This window comes from Thalassospiraceae bacterium LMO-SO8 (assembly GCA_031655335.1).
GTDB lineage: Bacteria > Pseudomonadota > Alphaproteobacteria > Rhodospirillales > Casp-alpha2 > UBA1479.
Window position 1 is genome coordinate 1,104,512 of sequence record CP134226.1, and the last position, 21,224, is coordinate 1,125,735.

A 21,224-nucleotide genomic window follows, 5' to 3' on the forward strand; every position below is an offset into this window, starting at 1 on the left:
CCGGTGTCAGAACGGGCCTTTGGGGGCGGGATCACGCGGCGGGCCATAAGGATGGGCAAGCCCGCTGCGTTGATGGATGCCGGCGCGGCGGACAGTCGCCCGCCGCGCCGATGACATCCGCTACCCCCTAAGGGCCGCTACTTGACGCCTTTTTCGTCGTAGTACTTCTTGGCGCCGGGATGAACCGGAAGCGCCGCGCCGAGAAGCGCGTTTTCGAGCTTCACGGAATCCCACACCTTCTTGACCTGAACCAGGTCGCCATGATGTTCCCACAGCGCCTTGGTGATCTTGTAGATGGTCTCTTCCGGGACATCCTTGTTGGCCACCATGATCGTCACCGCACCCAGGATCGGGGTCGGCTTTTCGATGCTCTTGTAGTGGTCCTTGGTCATCGTGATTTTGATGTAGCCCGGGTTTTCCGCGAGGATACCGGCCAGAATCTTGTCGTCGACGCCAAGGAAGCGGATGCCCGGCGAGAATTCCAGATCCAGGAACGACGCCTGCGGCACGCTGGTCACCGCCGTGAAGGCGTCGATGTGGCCGTCCTTCATCAGCGAGACCGAATCGGAATAGCCGACGTGATGGACCGTGCCGCCGTTCTTCTTCACGTCGTCGACGGTGAAGCCGTATTTGCCGAAGATCAGCTGCGCCGCGGCATAGCCGGACCATTTCAGCTTGCCGGGGCTGAGGTTCTTATCCTTCAGGTCGGCATAGGACATGATCTTGGAATTGGCCGGAACTGCGGTCTGCACACCGGCGGGATAGAGGGTCGCGATGTGGCGGATGTTCGGGTTCGCCGACTTGAACACCGGGGCGTTGCCCTTGAAACCGTCGAACGCGGTGTGGCCGTAGGTCCAGCCCAGTTCCGCTTCCTTCTTGTTGACGTCGAGCACGTTGCTGACGCCGCCGCCAGGGCCGTTGGACACGGACAGGCCGCCGATCTTGCCGAAGATTTCCGCCATCTTGGCGCCCAGCGGATACCAGCTGCCGCCGGACGGGCCGGAAACGATGCGGACGAATTCATCGGCCTTGGCCGCGACCTGGCCCGCCAGCACCAGCGGCGCCGCGAGCAACATAACCTTCACAAACTTCTTCATTGGAGACCTCCCAAAAGGATAAAGATGTCTTCGGCCGATGTTTCCTGAGATACCGAGTTCTTTTTTATTCGGCGCACCGGCCAAAGAATGCACCGATCGGAATTGTTAGTGCCCCAGCACCCATTCGTCAAATCAAAGGACACCCTTTGATTTTCGCAGTGCAAAACAGGCCTGAAATACGCAGCAATTACACCCGCGCCACCATATCGGAGTGACAGATGATGACGACAGATATCCCGCCCCTGCCCACCATCGCCCTGATCGGCGCCGGCACCATCGGCACCGCCTGGGCCGTGGTGTTCGCGGCCGCCGGGATGCCGGTGCGTTTGTATGACGCCGAGGCTTCGCGCCTGCCCGCCGCCCAGGCCATGGCGCGGGCGCGGCTGAGCGATCTGGCCGCCCATGACCTGATCGACGGCGGCGTGGACGACATCATGACCCGCATCACCCCGTCGGCGGACCTGGAAACGGCCCTGGCGGGGGCGGATCACGTGCAGGAAAACGCGCCCGAGGATCTCGACCTGAAACGCGATCTTCTGGCCCGCGTGGCGGCAATCGCCCCCGCCGGTTGCACCATCGCCAGTTCGACCTCGTTCATCGAACCCTCGCGCCTGTTCGACCACGTCAAGGGTCGCGAACGCTGCCTGGTGCTGCATCCGGGCAATCCGCCGTTCCTGATCCGCGTGGTCGAGGTCGTGCCCGCCCCCTTCACGGCGCCGGAGACAGTCGCCCACTGCAACGCCCTGCTGACCCGCGCCGCCATGGCGCCGATCGCCGTGAACAAGGAGGTCGAGGGATTCGTCTTCAACCGCCTGCAGGGGGCCCTCTTGCGCGAGGCCTATTGCCTGGTTCGTGACGGGGTGACCACGGCCACGGACATCGACCGCATCGTGCGCGACGGCATGGGCATCCGGCTGGCGGTGACGGGGCCGTTCGAGAACGCCGACCTCAACGCCCAGGGCGGGATCGAAGGCCATGCCAAACGCATGGGCCCGTCCTATGCGCGCCTGGGCGCGGAGCGGGGCCAGAACGACCCCTGGACCGACGACATGGTCGCCACGGTCGCGGCGGAACGGCGCGCCGCCCTGCCGCTGGACCAGAAAGACGCCCGTGCCGCTTGGCGCGACCGGGCGGTCATGACCATCCTGCGGGCCCGCAAGGATTTCCTGGGTTAGGCGTCCCGGGGCGGCAGGTCCGGCCCGGCGACGGCGCCGGCGCGGGCCAAATCGTCAATTTCCCTGTCCGTCAGACCCAGGCCGGCCAGCACCCGGCGGGTGCTTTCGCCTTCGCCTTCGGGCTGTGTCAGGGGACGGCGCGTCCAGGCGTCCGAGGTAAACCCCAGGCCCGGCACCTTCACCGGCGCATCAAGCCCCGGCAAGGGCAGGTCGTCGAGGCAGCCCGACGCCGCCGTCTGCGGATGGCCCAGAATTTCGCCAAGCCCCCGCACCTTGCCCGCGGGCACGGCGGCCTCGGCCAGGACCGTTTCCCATTCCTGCGCCGGGCGCATGCGGAACACTCGGTCCAAAGCCTCCGCCACCCGTGCCCGGTCCGCCTCGTTCAGAGCGTCCGGCGCCGTGCTGCCGGCAAGTGGCGCCAGATCGTCCAGGCCAAGGGCGGCCACCATGCGCACGGCCTGGGCCGAGGTATTGGCGGTGACGACCAGATATCCCTCGGCCGTGTCGAAACGCCCGGCGAAGGGACTGCCGCTGAACGGCGTGTTGCCCATCAGCCCCCGTTCGCGGCCGTCGGTCTGCACGTCGATGGCGAACGACCCCATCATGGCAAGGACCGAGGACAGCATGGGCACGTAAAGATGCTGACCCTGCCCGGTCTGGCGCAGCTGGTGCAGGGCGCCGGACACGGCCAAGGCAGCCGTCAGTCCCGCGATGTAATCGGTGATCGGCAGGCCGACCCGCTGCGGCCCCGACTGTTCCGTGCCGGTCATGCTCATCAGGCCCGACATCCCCTGCACGATGTGGTCGTAGGCGGGCACGCCCGCGAGCGGCCCTTCGGGTCCGTAGCCGGTGAGCGAGCAATAGACGATGTCCGGCTTGACCGCCCGGACGTCGTCATAGCCCACGCCCAGGCGGTCCATGACACCGGGGCGGTAGTTTTCCATGACCACGTCGCAGGTCGCCGCCAGCCTGAGGAACAGGTCGCGCCCGCCGGGCGCCTTGAGGTCCATGAGGATGCAGGCCTTGCCCGCGTTCTGCGCCGTGAAGGAGCCGCCCATGCCCCGGGCGCGCAGATCGGCCGAACCGCCGTGGCGGCGCACGAAGTCGTCGCCGCCGATGCGCTCCACCCGGATCGCGTCCGCCCCCATGAGGCAGAGCTGATAGGTCGCGAAGGGCCCGGCCAGGACGTGGCTGGCGTCCAGCACGCGCACGCCGGACAGCGGCAGGGCGCCCTTGGTCACTGGCCCGCGATCCAGGCCGCCATCCCGGACGCCTTGGCCAGGGCGTCGGCCCCGCCCGGCTGCAACTGGCCGGTCACCAGATCGACGAGCGTGCCCGACCCGGCGGCTGGGCCGCCGGTGACCGTTGCCGCCCCGGCCTTGACCGCCCAGGCGCCGGTGCCCGCCGCCGCCAGGGCACCGGTCAGATGGCGCAGGACATGGAAGGCCGGGCGCGGATTGTACAGCCGGTCGACCACGCCTTGCCGCGCGAAATAGCCCCGGTCGACGTCGGAAAAGGTGTCGCAATAGACATGGGCGTCGGCGTTGGCATGGGCCGCCGCCAGGGCCTCGGCCGCGCGCGCCGCGACCCAGGGCTCGTCAGCCTGTGCCGCGCCCGGACTGCCGATCGACATGCGGATGTGCAGGGAGACCTTGAGCCCATGGGGCGACGCGGCCGCAACCGCCGCCGCCGCGGCCTCCGCCGGCGGGGTTTCCCCGGCGACGCGGAACACGATGCCCTTGACCCCCGGGATCGCCGCCGCGCGGGCGATCTGGTCGCCCTCGTCCGGGGTGAAGCCATGGTTGATCATGTGGAAGTACTTCTCGCCGCCCCGTTCCATCTCGTCCTTGGAACGCAGCTTGGACAGATACAGGTCAATGCCCGCGGCCTGTGCCACCGGCAGGGCGGCGGCGGCGACGTCGGGCAGGTCGGCGAGGTTCTGCGCGACCTCCCAGATGTCGATCAGGCCCTTGGCGCCCTTCACGGCGGCCGCCAGTTCCGCATTGGGGGCATCGAAGGAAAACAGCGTGAACAGGAAGCCCAGGTCCGCAAGCACGTCGAGCCGCGCGCGATGGCCGGGGTCCAACAGGTCGCGGGCCGGAATGCGCAGGCGGCGCACGCCCATTTCCATGAGCGCCATCAGGGCATAGTCGTTGCGCGTACGCTTGCGGTCGAATTCGTCGAGCCCGCCCGAGGGGGGAATTTCGATGACCTCCAGCCAGTTCTGGCGCATGTCGAAGCCGAACCGGGTGACCGGGCTTTGCAGCGGATGCACGGGCGTCACCGTATCGGGAACCGCCGCCACGGGCGCACCCGGTTCGACCGTGCGGCCGTAGGTGCGCACGATGTCGCACAGGTGGCCGTTCTCGTGCACGTGAACGATGAAATAGCCCAGCTTGTTCCAGTCGTTGCGCCCGGCCTCGAACTCGGGCGGGGGGGCGGCGCGATACATTTCCGAATAGTCCTGGCGCACGAAGGCCGTCGACGGCAGCAGCCAGCATTGCGTCGCGCCATGCCGGTGATACCAGAAGTTATGGACGTGGCCCGCGAACAGGGCCTCGACCCGATACTTTTCCATGAGGCCGAGCAGCCACGAGCGGCCCGGCTCGCCGATGTTGTCGTAATGCTCATCCTCGTCCGGATAGGTTAGATAGGGCGGGTAGTGGATGTTGAGGAACACGCGCTGTCCCGCCGCCTCGGCCGCCGCCAGTTCGCCCTCGACCCAGGCCTTCTGTTCGGCTTCTGCCGTCAGGCCCGAATTGATGATCTGCGCGTCCAGCAGGATGAAGCGGACCCCGCCGTGGTCAAAGGCCTGATGGTTGGGGCCGAAATGTTCTTCCCACAACGCCAGAAATTCGTCGCGCACCATGCCCGCCGGGCACCAGTCCACGGGTTTGTCGCCGACGTCGTGGTTGCCGGGCACGACGTAGAGCTTGTGGCGCAGGTCCTTGACCTGCTCCTTGAAGCATTGCGCCGCCTGCTCATAAAGGTGCGGAATATGCGGGACGGGGTGCAGCAGATCGCCCAGGTGGAGCACGAAATCGACCTCGCGCGCGTTCAGGTCGCGCACCACATGGCGCATGCGGGCATTGGCCAGCTTGTTGACCTCGAACGGCGAATTGCACTCCGTCTCGCCCTGGTTCAGGTGCGTGTCGGTAATGACCGCATAGGTAAAAAGCCGTCGGCCCAGCGTATCCGTGGTCATGCTCGTCTGATCTCCTGTCGTTCCCCCATATTCGGGTCTTCTTAACGATCATGGCAACGGGAATGCTTCCGTCCCAGGGCCAATTGCCGAGGACGAATTGTCCTCCGCCCCCGGAATCAGCGCCGCTTGGCGGCCTGGACCATGACCTCCAGGCGGTCGAGAAAGCGCGAGCGGTCGGCCTTGGCGAAGGGACGGGGGCCGCCGGTGACCTGCCCCGTTTCGCGCAGGGTCTGCATCAGTTCGCGGTTGGCCAACGCCATGCCGATGCCGTCGGGGGTGAATTCACCGCCCGTGGGCTTGATCGCCTGAGCCCCCTTTTCCAGGCAGCGCGCGGCCAAGGGGATGTCGTTGGTGACACAGATGTCGTGGGCGGCGATATGTTCGGCAATCCAATCGTCAGCGGCGTCGGCGCCCTGGGTGACGATGACGACCTCGACCATCGGGTCGCGCAGCGGGCGGATGCCGCCGTCGGACACCATGCGGGTCTTCAGGCCGTGGCGGGCCGCCACGCGCAGGACCTCGTCCTTCACCGGACAGGCGTCCGCGTCCACATAGATTTCCACCATGGCCCCGATCCTTGACGTTTCTTCGGCCATCCTAGGCCCTGAAACCGGAACTGCAATCCTGCCTTCGGTTTGCCATATCTAATCTGCTAATCTGGCGCCCATGATGGACGGGATACTATTTCGAATTGGGTTTTCGGCGGCGCTGGCGGCGGGGTTGACGCTCGCCGTGCCCCATGCCGTCCGCGCGGCGGACGACGACGAGCGCCCCGGCACCTTCGTGCTACAGGTGGAAAACGACCTGTTCGGCGGCGGCACGGACCAGTACTACACCCAGGGCGTGCAGGTGACCTTCGTGCCCAAGGACAAGTGGGAACCGGAATGGTTCAAGCACCTTATGGACATAATCCCGGGGGTCAACCTGGACGGCGATTCGACCTATGTGGTCGCCCTGGGCCAGCAGATGTTCACGCCCGCGGACACCACCCGCCCGGACCCGGACCCCACGGACCGGCCCTATGCGGGCTGGCTGTTCGGCTCTGTCGGCGCGATTGTGCAAAGGCCCGAATCCGATTTGTTGCAGAACGTGTCGCTCGACATTGGCATCGTCGGCCCGGCGTCCTTGGGCGGCTATGCCCAGCGGCGCTGGCACTCGCTGATCGGTGTCGGCCTGCCGCGCGGCTGGGGCAAGCAGCTGCATAACGAGCCGGGCATCCTGCTCAGCTATCAGGCGCGCCTGCGTCAGGAAATCCTGAGCCCGCGGCATTTCCTGGAACTGGACGTCACACCCACGGCCGGGGTGGCGCTCGGCAACGTGCTGACCCAGGGGTCGGTGGGCGCCGCGGTCCGCCTGGGCAAGAACCTGCATCTGACCTACGGCCCGCCGTTCATCCGCCCGTCCCTGCCCGCCGCCGCCATTGTGCGCGCCAAGGGGCAGTTCGGCTGGAACCTGTTCGCCGGCGTCGAAGGCCGCGCCGTGGCGCGCAACATCTTCCTCGACGGCAACACCTACGGCAACAGCCGCAGCGTGGACAAGAACAACCTGGTGCTGGATTTCCAGGGTGGCATCGAATTCACCCTGGGTTATGCCCGCCTATCGTTCACGCAGATTTATCGGACCCGCGAGTTCGAGGGCCAACGGGTGCCCAGCCAGTTCGGCTCCATCTCCCTGTCGGCGATTTTCTGACCGCCTGCGCGAAAATGAAAAACCTCGCCCGGCGCGTTCCCAAGTCCGGCGGTTTCTGACAGGATCGCTCCTTAACCGGGGGATCCCATGTTCCTGAGCGTCTTCGATATCTTCAAGGTCGGCATCGGCCCATCGTCGAGCCATACGGTCGGCCCCATGCTGGCCGCCGCGCGGTTCGTGCGCCGCATGGAACGGCAAGAGACCCTGATGACCGTCACGGCCGTGCGGGCGACGCTCTACGGCTCCCTCGCCTTCACCGGCAAGGGCCATGCCACGGACCGGGCGGTAATCCTGGGCCTGATGGGTGAGACACCCGATGCCGTCGACCCCGATGCCGTCGCGGACCTGATCGCCCGGGTCACGGAAACCAAGCGCCTGAAGCTGGGGGGCGGCCCGGAAATCGATTTCGATCCGGCGCGCGACATCGTGTTCGATTACGGCCCCGCCCTGCCGGGCCATGCCAACGGCATGATCATGGCCGCCTGGATGGGCGGCGGCGACAGCACGCAAGAGGGCGACCGCCCGCCCGACAAGGAGCGCGCCTATTATTCCATCGGCGGCGGCTTCATCGCCACGGACGACGAATTCGCCGCCGCGACCGAGACCGCCGACGTCGCCGGATCGGAGCCCGACAGCGTGCCCTATCCCTTCGCCACCGCCGCCGAGATGCTGGACATGGGCAAGGCGGCGGGCCTCAGCGTCGCCGCCATGAAACGCGCCAACGAACTGACCCGCATGAGCGCTTCGGACCTGGATGCGGGACTGGACCGTATCTGGGCCGCCATGAACGCCTGCATCGAACGCGGCGTCACCCAGGAAGGCGTGCTGCCGGGCGGGCTCAAGGTCAAGCGCCGGGCCAAGGCCATCTGGGACGGCCTGCAGGCGGACAAGAAACGCAATTTCCGCCTGGAACACACGGTCATGGACTGGATCAGCGTCTATGCCCTGGCCGTCAACGAGGAAAACGCCGGCGGCGGACGCGTCGTCACCGCGCCGACCAACGGGGCCGCCGGGATCGTGCCCGCGGTCGGGCGCTACTACCTGGATTTCTGCCCCGACGCCTCCATGGCGGGCATCCGCGATTATCTGCTGACCGCCGCCGGGATCGGCGGCATCATCAAGGCCAACGCCTCGATCTCGGGCGCCGAGGTCGGCTGTCAGGGCGAGGTCGGATCGGCCAGCGCCATGGCGGCGGCGGGTCTGGCCGCGATCCTGGGCGGCACCAACGCGCAGATCGAGAACGCCGCCGAGATCGCCATGGAACACCACCTGGGCATGACCTGCGACCCGGTGGGCGGGCTGGTCCAGGTGCCCTGCATCGAGCGCAACGCCATGGGGGCCGTGAAGGCGATCAACGCGGCCTCGCTAGCGCTCAAGGGCGACGGCACGCATTTCGTGCCGCTCGACGCCGCCATCGAGACCATGCGCCAGACCGGCGCCGACATGCATTCCAAGTACAAGGAAACGTCCGAGGGCGGCCTGGCGGTCAACCTGACGGCCTGCTGAGTTCGGGCGTTACGCCCCGCTCCAGCGCCGGGCACTGCGCCGCACCTGATCGACGAAACCGGCCGCGACGACAGAGAGACCCGTGCTCGGGCAGGTCAGGTTCAAGGGTGCCGTCAGGCCCGACCCAGGCGTCAGGGGCCGGAACCGGACCCCCTCCAGATGCAGCTTGTCAAGCGAGGCCGGCACCACGGAAATGCCGACCCCCGCCGCGACCAGGTTCAGGGTGGACACGATGCGGGGTGCTTCCTGCTCGACCCGGGGGCTGAACCCGGCGGCGTGGCAGGCGGCGATGATGGTGTCGTAGAGCCCGGGGCCGGACCGGCGGCGGTAGAGGATCATCGGCGCATCCTCCAGCGCGGTCAGGGGCAGCGCGTCGGCGTCCCGGGCCAGGGGATGGTCGGCGGGTATGGCGACGACCATGTCCTCGTCCAGCAGGCGGTGGACGGTCAGCCCGCGCACGAGGCTGACGGGCGAGCGGATGAAGGCGACGTCCATCTGCTCCGCATGGATGGCGGCGACCAGTTCGCCGGTGTTGGATTCCTCCAGTTCCAGAGAGACGCGGCCATGGTCCTCGCCGAACGCGCGGATGACGTCCAGCACGAAGGGATGGAACGAGGCGGAACTGGTGAAGCCGATGGCAAGCGATCCCTCCTCGCCGCGCCCGCGGCGCTTGACCCGCTGCACGGTCCGCTCGACCCGCTCCAGGATTTCCCGCGCGTCGGCGAGGAGGGCCCGCCCGGCCTCGGTCATTTCCACGCCGCGCGGCTTGCGGCGCAGAAGCTGAGTGTCCAGTTCCCGTTCCAGGGCCTGAATCTGCTGGCTGAGCGGCGGCTGTTGAATGCCGAGCCGTTCGGCGGCGCGGGTGACGTTGCCTTCCTCGGCGACGGCGACGAAATAGCGGAGGTGGCGGAGATCCATCTTATATTTAAATCATATGAATAATGCCTATTCCATATATTAGACATACATAACGGCCTTGGCTACCGTCCTTCCGACGCCGCCCCGCCCTCGCCGGCCCGGCGTATCCCTGATCCCCGACCCCGCCCCGCCGCGGGCCTGCGCCAAGGAGACCGCCGCCATGACCGCTGCCGATACCGCCCCCGCCATCGACCTGACCCCGGAGGCCGCCGAGCGCGTCTACCGGACCACCGAGCTTAATCTGGCCGCTGTCCGCCGCCGCCTGGACCGTCCCCTGACCCTGGCCGAGAAGATCGTGCTGGGCCATCTCGACGATCCCGAAACCCAGGCGTTGGAGCCGGGCACGTCGTTCCTCAACCTGCGCCCCGACCGGGTGGTGTTTCAGGACGTGCTGGGCCAAAGCGCCATGCTGCAGTTCATGCAGACCGGACGCGAGCGGGTGGCCGTCGCGGCGACGATCCATTGCGACCATCTGATCGAGGCCCGCAACGAGGCCGGCCGCGATCTGTCGGAATCTCTCAACGAGAACGAAGAGGTCTACGGCTTTCTCAAATCCGCCGCCGCGCGCTTCGGCCTGGGTTTCTGGGCGCCGGGTGCCGGGATCATCCACCAGGTCGTGCTGGAGAACTATGCCTTCCCCGGCGCCATGATCATCGGCACGGATTCCCACACACCCAACGGCGGCGGGCTGGGGGCCTGCGCGTCGGGCGTGGGCGGGGCCGACGCGACCGAGGTACTGGCCGGCCTGCCCTGGGAGCTTTTGTACCCGAAGCGCATCGCGGTCTATCTGACCGGAAGCCTCGGCGGCTGGACCGCACCCAAGGATGTGATCCTCGCCGTGGCCCGCGAACTGACCGTGTCCGGCGGCACCAACGCCATCATCGAATACATCGGCCCGGGGGCGCGCACGATCAGCGCCACCGGCAAGGCGACCATCACCAACATGGGGGCCGAGGTCGGAGCGACGACCTCCATCTTCCCGTTCGACGACCGCATGGCCCGATACCTGGAAGCGACCGGCCGTGGCGAGATCGCCCGCGTCGCCGAACGTTACCGCCACCTGCTGGAACCCGACCCAGCGGTCGAGGCCAATCCCCGGGCCCATTACGACCGGGTCATCGAAATCGACCTGTCGGCCCTGGAACCCCATGTCGCGGGCCCCCATTCCCCGGACCGCGCGCGGCCGCTCAGCGACCTGATCCGCGAACTGGACGCCGCCGACAACGCCATCGTCGAAGACGTCAGCGCGGTGCTGATCGGCAGTTGCACCAATTCGTCCTACGAAGACATGAGCCGCGCCGCCCGCGTCGCCGACCAGGCCAGCGCCCGTGGCATGACGGCTGCCATGCCGTTCTTCGTATCACCCGGGTCGGCCAAGGTACTGGCGACCATCACCCGGGAGGGACAGCTGAAATCCCTGGAGAAGATCGGCGCCGTGGTGCTGGCCAACGCCTGCGGTCCCTGCATCGGTCAATGGCGGCGCGCCCGCGAGGGAGCCGACGCGCCGAATTCCATCGTCACCTCGTTCAACCGCAACTTCCCCGCCCGCACCGACGGCCGGCCGACGACGATGAACTTCATCACCAGCCCGGAAATCGCGACCGCCTTCGCCCTCGCCGGCACGCTGCGCTTCAACCCGGCGACGGACAGCCTGACCGCACCCGACGGCACGTCCTTCAAGCTGGCGGCCCCCGGCGCCGTCGATGACGTGCCCGCCGGCGGCATGGCCCAGGGCAACGCCGCCTATCACGCGCCGCCCGCCGACGGCGGCGCTGTCGGCATCCGCATCGCGGCGAACAGCGAGCGCCTGCAGGCGCTGGAGCCCTGGTCCCCCTGGGACGGGCGCGACATCACCGATGCCCTGGTCCTGGCCAAGACAAAAGGCAAGACGACGACCGACGACATTTCCCCTGCCGGGCCCTGGCTGCGTCTGCGCGGCCATCTCGACAAGTTCTCCGACAACCTGTTGATGGGGGCCGTCAACGCCTATACGGGCGAACGCGGCCGGGGGCTGGAGCAGCTGTCGGTCGAGGCCGGCGTGCCGTTCTCCGCCGCCGCCCGCGCCTACCGGGCCGCAGACGTACCCTGGGTCATCGTCGGCGACGCCAACTACGGCGAGGGGTCGAGCCGCGAGCACGCGGCCCTGTCGCCACGGCTTCTCGGCGGCGTCGCGGTAATCGCCCGCAGCTTCGCCCGCATCCATGAAACCAACCTGAAGAAGCAGGGCCTGCTGGCGCTGACCTTCGCCGACCCGGGCGATTACGACCGCATCGCCGAGCGCGACCGCCTGAGCCTGCTCAACCTCGCGGCGCTGGCGCCGGGCAAGCCGGTGGAATGCCGCCTTCGCCACGCCGACGGGACGGCCGAGACCCTGTGGCTCAACCACACCTATACGGCCTCGCAGATCGAATGGTTCCGCGCGGGGTCGGCCCTAAACCTGATGCGCCCGAATGCGGACGGCGGCATACTGCGCGCCACGGCGGGCGCGGCCTAAGCCGCGCCCTCAAAAAAAGACCAGCAGGAGGACATCAGCATGCGTCTGGCGATCATCGACGACTATCAGTCGGTCTGGGACCGGTTCGTGGATTGGAACACATTGAAGGGTGTGACCGTCGTGCCCTTCCGCGACCACGTGTTCGCGGAGGACGAGCTGATCGCCCGCCTCAGCGATTTCGACGCGGTGCTGAGAATCAGGGAGCGCACGGAATTCCCCCGCCACGTGCTGGAATCTCTGCCGCGCCTCAAACTGCTGCTGGCCACCGGCATGCGCAACGCGCGGTCCATCGACCTGAAGGCGGCGGAGGAGCGCGGCGTCACGGTCTGCGCGACGACGATCCAGCACCACGATTCCACGGTCGAGGTCGTGTGGCTGCTGCTGCTGTCCCTGTTCCGGGGCTTCACCGGCGAGGTCGCGTCGCTCCGCGCCGGCGGCTGGCAGCACGGCCTGGGACTGGGGCTGGAGGGCAAGACGCTCGGCATCGTCGGGCTCGGCCACATGGGCCAGCCCGTGGCCCGGGTGGCGCAAGCCTTCGCCATGAACGTCATCGCCTGGAGCCCCAACCTGACGGCGGAGCGCGCCGCGCCCTTCGGCGTCGAGGCCGTCTCCAAGGAGGACCTGTTCCGCCGCGCCGACGCCGTGACCGTCCACATGCCGCTGTCGGACCGCACCATCGGCGTGGTCGGCGCCGAGGACATCGGCCGCATGAAGCCGACCGCCTTTCTGGTCAACACGTCGCGCCCGCAACTGATCGACGAGGACGCCCTGGTCGCGGCCCTTCAGGCGAACCGCATCGCCGGCGCCGGGATGGACGTGTTCACGGCCGAACCCCTGCCGGCCGGCCATATCTACCGCACCCTGCCCAACGTGCTGGCGACGCCGCATATCGGTTTCGTGACGCGGGAAAATTACGAGGTGTTCTTCCGCCAGAGCTTCGAAAACCTGGCCGCCTATCTGGACGGCGCGCCGATCCGCACGATCACGCCGGAAGTCCCCTACCTGCCCGACGCACCGCTGGTCGACACCGCGCCCGGCGACGTCACCTGACGTCCCGGGGCGTCAGAACCGGGCCAGGAAGCCGCCGTCGACGGCGATCACCTGGCCGGTCACATAGGCTGCTTCGTCAGACACCAGGAAGCGCACGGCACCGGCGATCTCGTGCGGCTGGCCCCAGCGGCCCAAAGACGTGCGCTGAGCCAGCCAGCCGGTGACCTCGGGGTCGTCGACCATGGCCTGATTGGCCACCGTGGCGAAATAGCCGGGGGCGACCGCGTTGACCGTGATGCCATGCCCCCCCAGTTCGGCCGCCGACGCCCGCACCAGGCCGGTCAGCCCGGCCTTGGACGCCGTATAGGCGGCATCGCCCGCGCGGGCGACATGGCCGGCGATGGAGGTGACATGGACGATCCGCCCGCGCCCCTTGGCCCGCATCTGGGGCGCCGCGGCGCGGGTCAGGGTGAAGCCCGCGACCAGGTTGACCTCCAGCAAATCACGCACGGCCTGGGCGTCCAGGTCGTCCAGGGGCCGCCGGTCGCGGCCCCCGGCGCAGTTGACCAGAATATCCAGGCCGCGTCCGCCGCCGTCGTCCAGATCGTCGATGGCGGCCAGCACGGCCCCTTCGTCGGTCACGTCGAAGGGCAGCGGCCGGGCCCGTCCGCCCAGCGCGGCAACCGCGTCGCAGGCGGCATCCAGGGCCGGCAGGTCGCGCCCCCCGAGATAGACCAGCGCCCCGCCCCCGCCCAATGACTTGGCGATTTCCAGGCCCAGGCCCCGGCTGGCGCCGGCGACCAAGGCGGTGCGGCCGGTAAGATCGAAGGGTTGGGCAGGGTCGGACATGGCGGAGCCTCAGCGTGAAATGGCGTCGGATTTCCGGGGAGCCTACCCCATGGATGACCAAATTGTGAGCCTGCTTACCCTTGCAAAGGTCGGATTTTACACTCAATCTATATGGCATAAGTTCGTTGGGCGGGGACGATCACCCTTTTCACAGGAGACGCCCCAACAAATGACCGGATTTTTTGAAACCCTAATCCGACCGGACAAGGAAGAGCTGGACAACATGGACCGGCGGGAAGTCGGCCGCGCGGCCAACATTCTGCAGGTCGGGGAATTCCAGCTGCTGCAGCTCGCCTACCGCGACTGGCACAACGAAGACCTACCTGAATACATGGTCGACCGCCTGTTCCACGACTACATGATCCACAACGACGTGCCCGCCTGGGCCCGCCATTATGCCCGCAAGATTCTCCGCCTGGACGAATCCGGCGAGATTTCGGACGATCACCGTTACCACCGCTACGACAACGACTACGGCCCCCAGGCACCCCCACATGGGATCAAGCGGTTCTTCGTGGCGGCCGGCATCGTGACGCTGATTTTCGGCAGCGGCATGGCGGGCGCGATCATGTCGACGGGGCCGGGGGCGACCCAGTTTCCGCCCTATGTCTCGGACAAGGACATCCGCGCGGCGACGCCCGACGAGTTGACCCAGCAGACCTCCATCCGCACCCCGATCCCCTGACCCGGTCGGCACACAGGCCTCTCCCCTTGCCCGCCGCCCATGTGGCGGCGGGGAGGCTTGTTCTGTGTGCTTGCCTAATCGGGCAGGCGCCTTTACCTTCCCGCCATGTTTTTGGATTTGGGATTGCCTGCGGAGCTGGAGCCGCTCGTCAACATCGTCTTCCTGTTCGTGACAGGGGCGATCACGCTGCACAGCATCCGCTACCGCGATGAAGAGGGAAAGCAGGACTTCGTGCGTCTGCTGTTCGGCTCCATCGCCGCCGTGTTCTTTTTCCTGGTTCTGTTCCAGGACGTCCTCGGCGTCGTCAAGTTCGGCTGATCCTGCCGCCAAGACTTTTCAGGAAATCGCTGAATAGGATACGCGCGGCAGCGCGCCTTACGGCTTGTGCATGCGCTGTAGCTCATCCTTCTGCGGCAGACGCAGCAGGCGCTTTTCCTCGGGCAACTGAAGTTGCTTGTAGAGATATTCCGCGCGGTCGCGGATCGAGGACGGCGTGTCGTCGTGGTACAGCAGCCGGTCGATGAAACCGGGGCCTTCGACGGCTTCGGCGTCGATCTTCAGGGAATCGATATAGTCCGACAGGGCCTGCTCGTACCGCCCCTGGGTATCATGCACGATGCCCCGGTTGCCGTAGGCCGCCGCCAGGGCGCCGCGCCCCGTGGGGTCGTCGGGATCCAAGTTGTCCTTGAGGAAATCGATGGCCTGGGTCAGAACCTTTTCCGCCGCGTCGTAGCGTTGCAGTTGAATCAGCGCCGCCGCCTTGCCCAACAGGGCGCCGCGGTGATTGGGCTGCACCGCCAGGGCCCGGTCGAAGTCAGCGACCGCGGCCTCGAACTCGCCGCTGGACAGCTTGATATCGCCCTCCCGCACCTCGAAATCGCCGGCCGGCGTTTCGACGAAGGTGCCCCAGAACGACCACACCCCAAACATGACGAAGGTCAGCATGGCCAGGTAGATGATGAAGCGTTTGAGGACGCGGGGATTGGACAAAGCTGACATGGGCGGGGTCACTTAAACCAGGTGTGGACGTAAAAATAGGAGAACACGAAACACATCAGAGCAGCGGATATGCCGGCCCGGCGCAACAGGCGGCCGCGTTCGGCATCGTCAACCGCGTCCTCGCCCGCCTTTTCGACGGCCCGGCGCACGGTCAAAACCCAAATGAACCGGCGCACGGGCAGGAACAGGGCGGCCATCAGGGCGATTGTCCACAGCCATCGGTATTCCGGGGTGAAGAGGCTTTGCATGTTGATTAGACGCTTGGAATGTTGCCGTTTTTTCACTTTCTGCGTGTTCGGATCATAACAAGGAACGACCGCGATCATCCAAGGTTTTTACGGCGACAAATTGGCGGCGGCGCAAAAGGGCGGGATTTTTTCGCGGCGGGCGGTGAACACGCGGAAAATGCGGGAGGCGGATGCCGGAAAGAAATCGGGGGAAGAGCCGAAGCCCTTCCCCCGATTGGGTTCCGATAGTGATATCGGCTTAGTCGTCGCCGCCCTGTGCGGGTGCGGCGTCGCCGATGTCATCCACCAAGGCTTCGATCTCGCGATCGGGCACCGTGGACATCTCCATCTTGTAGGCCAAGAACCACATCATGAAGACACCCAAGAGCCACCAGATGATCTGCCAGGCCCAGATGGACGGGATACCGAAGGTCCAGGCTTCGTAACCGGCATTCGGAGCACCGAAGATATCGTTACCGATAACGGCGCCCGGGCCGATGCCGAAGAACAGCCAGATCAGCGTGATACCCCAAGCAACGGGGACCAGGCTTTTCTTGGATTCCGGCAGGGAGGCATGCTCACGCAGGAAGTTGTGATACTTCATGCGGTGCTGCATGGCCCCTTCGTCCTGGGTCATGGCGGAGACGATCACGCAGATGGTCGCGTTGAAGAGAATCCCCCAACCGGCCGAGTGGATCGTCCAGGGCCAACGGCCCCAGCCCAGTTCGATACCGAACACGCCGGCGATGGAGGCGCCGAAGTTTTCGGTAAAGATGACCGCCAGACAGCCAGCCGCCAGACCCAGCGTCGCACCCTGACGGGTGATCCACGGGAACCAGCAGATGGCGGCCAAGGACGGCCACATCTGGAAGCCGAAGGCGACGGCCAGACCACCCAACAGCACCAGCGCGTCCGCCGAGAACGTGGCAACGACCAGAGCCGAGAGAACGATGATCAGAACGCCGATACGGCCGAACAGCTTCTGCGTGGCATGGTCCGCGCCCGGATTCAGGTAGCGCTTGTACAAGTCACGCGTCAGCATGCCGCCGGCGGTGGACATATACGCCGCGCCGGTGGACTGCATGGCGGCCAGGGCGCAGACGGCGAGAAGGCCGACCAGCCATGGGGCCGTATCGCCCACCAGGTTGATGTAATGCCCGACGATCCCGCCCTGCTTGTTGGCGGTCAGATCCGGAAGCACCTTGGAGATACCAATACCCGCATCGTTGAAGGCGGGCGTGGCGCCAAGGAAGTGGGCACCCATGCCCTGGGCCGCGGTGAAGAAGAACAGGATCGCACCGATGCCGAAGGCCGACGCCCACACCTGCTGCGGCGCGAACGGCCGCGGGTTGGTGTTGGAGAACGACCACATGGTGAACGCCGGGGCGGAGTGAATGCCCATGAGCGCGAACATGTAGGTCAGCACCATGATGCCTGTCCAAAGACCCCCCACCGGGGTTTCCTTGCCGAGACCGGCGGTGAACTGGATGACGCCCGGAATGGCGAGGTAGGCGTTATAATCGCCCCCGCCCCAGCCCTGGGTGGTCTTCCATTTGCCGATGTCCGTCTGGCCCATTTTGGCCAGTTCCTGGCCAAAGGCGGTCCAGCCGCCCAGTTCGCTATAGGCGATGATGCCGATGACGATGATGCCGAAGGCCAGCAGGATGCACTGCACGGTGTCCACGTAGGCCACGGCGCGAAGACCGCCCGACGCCACGTAGATGAACACGACCGCAGACAGCAGCCACATGCCGAATTCAACACCGACCAAGCCGTCGGTCAACGCGTTGAACAGAAGGCCCGACGCGCGGAGCTGCAGTCCGAGATACGGAATCGAGAACAGCAGAGCCACGATCACCACGAGGATACGGATCGCATCCCCCTGGAAATAGGTGGCCAGCATCTCGCCCGGCGTCACGAAACCGAAGCGTTTGCCAATCATCCACTGGCGTTTCAGGAACATCACGCCGGTAAACGGAATGGTGATCGCGTAGAACGACGCATATGCGTACTGGAAACCGTCACGGTAGATCAGGCCCGGGTGCCCCATAAAGGTCCAGCCCGAGAACGATGTTGCCGTGGCGGCCAGCACGAAGACCCACATCGCGAGCTGACGGCCCGAGATGAAGTAATCGCTGGCCGTTTTCGACATCCGCGCGCCCTTGATGCCCCAATAAATGCAATAGGCCCAATAAAGCGCAACGAATATGAACAGCCACACTACTTTAGCTGACAAGATTCATTTCTCCCCTTCTGTTCGGATCCTTGGCGCCGTGCGGTCGTTAACCCGTTGTCCAACGCCTAAGCGGAAACCGAAACAGACGACACCCGGGGACCACCCCCAAATGTCGAATGTGGTGAAACGACTGAAAATCAGGACATGCCGGAACCCGGTGGCCGCCCGAAATTCACAACAACAAAATGCCGCCGTTAGGCCTCGGTCAAGGCGAGGGAAGCTCGGATCGAGCCCACCCTCTCGACGCCAGACACACAAACTCTGGAGATTTGGTGTAGGATATTACGCCTCCCACGCCTTTCCGGCGCATGTGCATCCCTGCGGAATTTTATTGTTATCGTTTCCGTTTCCTCCGCCGGCCGACTGACTCTCCTCGTCCGGCCCGCGAAGTTAGAATCCTAATAACATTTTCTGCTAATTCGCACAACTGGTAGAGACAAAGCCCCGCCCGCAAAATAAAGGATGCCCTAGAAGGGGCGCTTTTGTTGCAGCGCACACTGTCAACCGGCAAGTAAAAGGTGCCCGACTAATTCTTTCACAATATTTTCTATTTCAAATTTATCTCTTGTGAAACATACACATATTTGTGCTTGCTGATCGCGCCGTTGTCACGGACACGGCGCGCAAGCCGTTTGTTTCCGCCGCCAGGCTCGGCTAGGGTTTTCTCCGTCATCCCGGCGCACGCCCCTGTCCGCGCGCCGAATCGGCGCCGCGTCACCCTTGACCGGGACACGGCCGGAACAAATGGGGAGAACGGCAGCCACACCATGGAGCCCCGAACCGCCATATTCCGCATGCTGGTGCGCGAGGCCATGGCCGCGATGCCGCCCAGCCTGCCCGCGGACGCCCCGTTGAACGACGTGGTGCGGCGGATGACCGATTCGCGGGCTTCGGGCGTCGTTCTCACGGGGCCGGACGGGCGGCCCGACGGCATCATCACCGAACACGACATCGCCCGGCGCGCCCTGTTCCAGGCCGGTGCCGACACGCCGGCGTCCCAGGTCATGACACGGCCGCTCCGCGTGATCGGGGAAACCGAATACCTATACCAGGCGATCGCCGTCATGCGCCGCACGGGCCTGCGCCACATGCCCGTGATCGACCCCGCCGGCCGCCTGACCGGCATGCTGAACCTGGACGACACCCTCGCCGTGGCGTCGCGCACCCTGATGGAGCAGATCGACAGCCTGACCCAGGCCGGCGACGTCGCCGGTCTGGCCCGGGTCAAGCGGGCGCAGGTCGCGCTCGCCGACCAGCTGTTCCGGGACAACCTGCCGGCGCCCGAGATCCAGGCCCTGCTCAGCAACATCAATCTCGATATCTACCGCCGCGTGGTCGACGGCGCGCTGGCCGCCATGGCCGCCGAAGGCCTGGGCCCGCCGCCGGTCGATTTCTCGGTCATCGTCATGGGCTCGGGCGGGCGCGGCGAGAGCTTCCTGTTCCCGGACCAGGACAACGGCTTCATCCTGGAGGACTACCCGGACGACCGGCATACGGAAATCGACGCCTGGTTCATCGATCTGGGCGAGCGCATGACACAGAACCTGGACGCCATCGGCCTGCCGCTGTGCAAGGGCTTCGTCATGGCGACCAATCCGCTGTGGCGCAAGACCCTCAGCCAGTGGAAGGCGCAGATCAGCCTGTGGAGCCGCAAGCGCGGCACGACCATGCTGCGGCTGTGCGACATCTTCTTCGACTTCAGGTCCGCCTGGGGCCGGGCGGATCTGGCCGACGACCTGCGCCGCCACGTCGTCGAAACGGCCCGGGGCAACCATATGTTCCTGCGCGAGATGTTCGAGGACGACCAGGATCACGGCCCGGCGATCGGCTGGTTCGGCCGCTTCATCACCATGAAGGAAAGCGACGCCGCGGGCTACAAGGGCTATCTGAACCTGAAGCATTCCGGAACCCTGCCGCTGGTCGAGGCCATGCGGCTTTTGTGCCTGCGCGAGGGCCTGGCGATCAACCCGACGCTGGAACGCATGCAGGCCCTGGAGGAACGCGGCGTCCTGGCCAGGGACGAGGCCGATTACCTTCAGGGCGCCTACCGGCATATCTCGCACTTGCTGCTGCGCCAGCAGATCGCCGATTTCCAGGCCGGCCGCCCGGTCACCAACTATGTCCATCCGCGCGGCCTGACCCGCCGCGAGGCGGACATGCTGAAGGATTCCTTCGAGGCCATCCGCCGCCTGCGCGACCGCATGCGGGGCGAATTCACCGGCGACGTGCTACAATAGGCGCCATGCTGACGCGCCGCCGCTTCCTGGAACGCACCGCCCTGGCGGGCCTCGCCGCCGTCCTGCCCGGGGGCGCCGCCGCGGCCGCCCCGATCATCAGGACCATCCCCCGGACCGGCGCGGCCGTTCCCGTCATCGGCATGGGCAGCTGGCTGACCTTCGACGTCGGTGACGACGCGTCCGCCCGCGCCGCCCGGACCCGGGTGCTGAAGACCTTCTTCGCCCTGGGCGGCGGCATGATCGATTCCTCGCCCATGTACGGCTCGTCCGAGGCCGTCATCGGCCATGGGCTGGCCGCCCTGGGCAAGCCCGAGGGCCTGTTCGCCGCGACCAAGGTGTGGACGCCGGGCCAGGACCACGGCATCCGCCAGATGGCGGCATCGGAACGGCTGTGGGGCATCGAACGCTTCGACCTGTTGCAGGTCCACAACCTGCTCGGCTGGGAAGGTCATCTGGAAACGCTCCTGGACTGGAAAGCGCAAGGCCGCGTCCGCCATATCGGGATCACCACGTCCCACGGACGGCGCCACGACGAACTGGCGCGCATCATGACGTCGCAGCCCATCGACTTCGTGCAGTTGACCTACAACATCGACGACCGCGAGGCCGAACAGCGCCTGCTGCCGCTCGCCGCCGAGAAAGGCATCGCCGTGATCGCCAACCGGCCGTTCCAACGGGGGGCCCTGATGGACCGCCTGCAGGGCCGCCCCCTGCCGCCCGTCGCCGCCGAGATCGGGGCCGCCAACTGGGCCCAGGTGCTGTTGAAATGGATCGTCGCCCACCCGGCCGTGACCTGCGCCATCCCGGCGACCACGCGCGTCGATCACATGCAGGAGAACATGGGCGCCGCCCGGGGGCCGCTGCCGGATGCGAAAATGCGGCGGGAAATCCTGACCTTCACCGGGCGCCTCTAATCC

The 21,224-nt window shown here is 66.3% G+C and carries 18 protein-coding genes; 9 read left to right on the plus strand and 9 right to left on the minus strand.

The genetic code is table 11. The features are described from left to right. Positions 1-137: 137 nt before the first annotated feature. The gene (locus RJ527_05365; GenBank protein ID WND77173.1) at positions 138-1,097 is read right to left on the minus strand and encodes a TAXI family TRAP transporter solute-binding subunit; all 960 of its coding nucleotides are present in this window, start codon (positions 1,095-1,097) and stop codon (positions 138-140) included. A 218-nt stretch (positions 1,098-1,315) separates the two neighbouring features. On the opposite strand from RJ527_05365, the gene RJ527_05370 reads away from it, so the two are divergent. Then, positions 1,316-2,272: a 3-hydroxyacyl-CoA dehydrogenase gene (locus RJ527_05370; GenBank protein WND77174.1), complete on the plus strand. Its 957-nt coding sequence runs from the start codon at positions 1,316-1,318 to the stop codon at positions 2,270-2,272. Here the strand turns inward: RJ527_05370 and RJ527_05375 are convergent. The 3 genes from RJ527_05375 to RJ527_05385 all read right to left on the minus strand — a co-directional run bounded on the left by RJ527_05375 (position 2,269) and on the right by RJ527_05385 (position 6,043). Next, positions 2,269-3,513 carry a CaiB/BaiF CoA-transferase family protein gene (locus RJ527_05375; GenBank protein WND77175.1) on the minus strand — a complete coding sequence of 415 codons (1,245 nt, stop codon included), beginning with the start codon at positions 3,511-3,513 and terminating at the stop codon, positions 2,269-2,271. The two genes, RJ527_05370 and RJ527_05375, sit on opposite strands and share 4 nt — an antisense overlap. Further along, entirely contained in the window at positions 3,510-5,477 is a 1,968-nt protein-coding gene (locus RJ527_05380; GenBank protein ID WND77176.1) for a metallophosphoesterase, read from the minus strand. The genes RJ527_05375 and RJ527_05380 overlap by 4 nt, the downstream gene beginning before the upstream one ends. Before the next feature lie 116 nt (positions 5,478-5,593). After that, on the minus strand, positions 5,594-6,043 hold the full coding sequence (locus tag RJ527_05385; GenBank protein ID WND77177.1) for a YaiI/YqxD family protein: 450 nt from the start codon (positions 6,041-6,043) through the stop codon (positions 5,594-5,596). A gap of 100 nt (positions 6,044-6,143) precedes the next feature. Here RJ527_05385 and RJ527_05390 point away from each other — a divergent pair, with 100 nt between their 5' ends. Both RJ527_05390 and RJ527_05395 read left to right on the plus strand, forming a co-directional pair. Next, on the plus strand, positions 6,144-7,166 hold the full coding sequence (locus RJ527_05390) for a lipid A deacylase LpxR family protein (protein ID WND77178.1): 1,023 nt from the start codon (positions 6,144-6,146) through the stop codon (positions 7,164-7,166). An 87-nt stretch (positions 7,167-7,253) separates the two neighbouring features. Beyond that, positions 7,254-8,672 carry an L-serine ammonia-lyase gene (locus RJ527_05395; protein WND77179.1) on the plus strand — a complete coding sequence of 473 codons (1,419 nt, stop codon included), beginning with the start codon at positions 7,254-7,256 and terminating at the stop codon, positions 8,670-8,672. A gap of 9 nt (positions 8,673-8,681) precedes the next feature. Here the strand turns inward: RJ527_05395 and RJ527_05400 are convergent, their stop codons facing one another. After that, positions 8,682-9,590, minus strand: a complete 909-nt coding sequence (locus tag RJ527_05400; GenBank protein WND77180.1) for a LysR family transcriptional regulator — start codon at positions 9,588-9,590, stop codon at positions 8,682-8,684. A 160-nt stretch (positions 9,591-9,750) separates the two neighbouring features. On the opposite strand from RJ527_05400, the gene RJ527_05405 reads away from it, so the two are divergent. Continuing rightward, positions 9,751-12,084: an aconitate hydratase gene (locus RJ527_05405; protein WND77181.1), complete on the plus strand. Its 2,334-nt coding sequence runs from the start codon at positions 9,751-9,753 to the stop codon at positions 12,082-12,084. A 39-nt stretch (positions 12,085-12,123) separates the two neighbouring features. After that, positions 12,124-13,134 carry a D-2-hydroxyacid dehydrogenase family protein gene (locus RJ527_05410; protein ID WND77182.1) on the plus strand — a complete coding sequence of 337 codons (1,011 nt, stop codon included), beginning with the start codon at positions 12,124-12,126 and terminating at the stop codon, positions 13,132-13,134. Between the two features lie 12 nt (positions 13,135-13,146). On the opposite strand, the gene RJ527_05415 is transcribed toward RJ527_05410, so the two are convergent. Continuing rightward, entirely contained in the window at positions 13,147-13,923 is a 777-nt protein-coding gene (locus RJ527_05415) for an SDR family oxidoreductase (GenBank protein ID WND77183.1), read from the minus strand. 169 nt (positions 13,924-14,092) lie between these two features. Here RJ527_05415 and RJ527_05420 point away from each other — a divergent pair, with 169 nt between their 5' ends. Next, complete coding sequence (locus tag RJ527_05420) at positions 14,093-14,608, plus strand: hypothetical protein (protein WND77184.1); 516 nt, start codon at positions 14,093-14,095, stop codon at positions 14,606-14,608. Between the two features lie 123 nt (positions 14,609-14,731). Then, positions 14,732-14,926 carry a hypothetical protein gene (locus tag RJ527_05425; GenBank protein WND77185.1) on the plus strand — a complete coding sequence of 65 codons (195 nt, stop codon included), beginning with the start codon at positions 14,732-14,734 and terminating at the stop codon, positions 14,924-14,926. Positions 14,927-14,983: 57 nt separating this feature from the next. Here the strand turns inward: RJ527_05425 and RJ527_05430 are convergent, their stop codons facing one another. The 3 genes from RJ527_05430 to RJ527_05440 all read right to left on the minus strand — a co-directional run bounded on the left by RJ527_05430 (position 14,984) and on the right by RJ527_05440 (position 18,070). Continuing rightward, positions 14,984-15,607 (minus strand): tetratricopeptide repeat protein, encoded by a 624-nt coding sequence (locus tag RJ527_05430; GenBank protein WND77186.1) that lies wholly within the window; start codon positions 15,605-15,607, stop codon positions 14,984-14,986. Positions 15,608-15,615: 8 nt separating this feature from the next. Continuing rightward, positions 15,616-15,855 (minus strand): hypothetical protein, encoded by a 240-nt coding sequence (locus RJ527_05435; GenBank protein ID WND77187.1) that lies wholly within the window; start codon positions 15,853-15,855, stop codon positions 15,616-15,618. A 238-nt stretch (positions 15,856-16,093) separates the two neighbouring features. Continuing rightward, positions 16,094-18,070, minus strand: a complete 1,977-nt coding sequence (locus RJ527_05440) for a sodium:solute symporter (protein WND77188.1) — start codon at positions 18,068-18,070, stop codon at positions 16,094-16,096. 767 nt (positions 18,071-18,837) lie between these two features. Here RJ527_05440 and RJ527_05445 point away from each other — a divergent pair. Further along, positions 18,838-20,307 carry a putative nucleotidyltransferase substrate binding domain-containing protein gene (locus tag RJ527_05445; protein WND77189.1) on the plus strand — a complete coding sequence of 490 codons (1,470 nt, stop codon included), beginning with the start codon at positions 18,838-18,840 and terminating at the stop codon, positions 20,305-20,307. A gap of 5 nt (positions 20,308-20,312) precedes the next feature. Then, complete coding sequence (locus RJ527_05450) at positions 20,313-21,221, plus strand: aldo/keto reductase (GenBank protein ID WND77190.1); 909 nt, start codon at positions 20,313-20,315, stop codon at positions 21,219-21,221. Positions 21,222-21,224: the final 3 nt, after the last annotated feature.

Coding starts and splice junctions, on each gene's coding strand:
- RJ527_05390 (WND77178.1), top strand. CDS start 6,144: ATGATGGACGGGATACTATTTCGAATTGGGTTTTCGGCGGCGCTGGCG.
- RJ527_05385 (WND77177.1), bottom strand. CDS start 6,043: ATGGTGGAAATCTATGTGGACGCGGACGCCTGTCCGGTGAAGGACGAG.
- RJ527_05420 (WND77184.1), top strand. CDS start 14,093: ATGACCGGATTTTTTGAAACCCTAATCCGACCGGACAAGGAAGAGCTG.
- RJ527_05430 (WND77186.1), bottom strand. CDS start 15,607: ATGTCAGCTTTGTCCAATCCCCGCGTCCTCAAACGCTTCATCATCTAC.
- RJ527_05445 (WND77189.1), top strand. CDS start 18,838: ATGGAGCCCCGAACCGCCATATTCCGCATGCTGGTGCGCGAGGCCATG.
- RJ527_05395 (WND77179.1), top strand. CDS start 7,254: ATGTTCCTGAGCGTCTTCGATATCTTCAAGGTCGGCATCGGCCCATCG.
- RJ527_05410 (WND77182.1), top strand. CDS start 12,124: ATGCGTCTGGCGATCATCGACGACTATCAGTCGGTCTGGGACCGGTTC.
- RJ527_05450 (WND77190.1), top strand. CDS start 20,313: ATGCTGACGCGCCGCCGCTTCCTGGAACGCACCGCCCTGGCGGGCCTC.
- RJ527_05435 (WND77187.1), bottom strand. CDS start 15,855: ATGCAAAGCCTCTTCACCCCGGAATACCGATGGCTGTGGACAATCGCC.
- RJ527_05365 (WND77173.1), bottom strand. CDS start 1,097: ATGAAGAAGTTTGTGAAGGTTATGTTGCTCGCGGCGCCGCTGGTGCTG.
- RJ527_05405 (WND77181.1), top strand. CDS start 9,751: ATGACCGCTGCCGATACCGCCCCCGCCATCGACCTGACCCCGGAGGCC.
- RJ527_05380 (WND77176.1), bottom strand. CDS start 5,477: ATGACCACGGATACGCTGGGCCGACGGCTTTTTACCTATGCGGTCATT.
- RJ527_05400 (WND77180.1), bottom strand. CDS start 9,590: ATGGATCTCCGCCACCTCCGCTATTTCGTCGCCGTCGCCGAGGAAGGC.
- RJ527_05370 (WND77174.1), top strand. CDS start 1,316: ATGATGACGACAGATATCCCGCCCCTGCCCACCATCGCCCTGATCGGC.
- RJ527_05415 (WND77183.1), bottom strand. CDS start 13,923: ATGTCCGACCCTGCCCAACCCTTCGATCTTACCGGCCGCACCGCCTTG.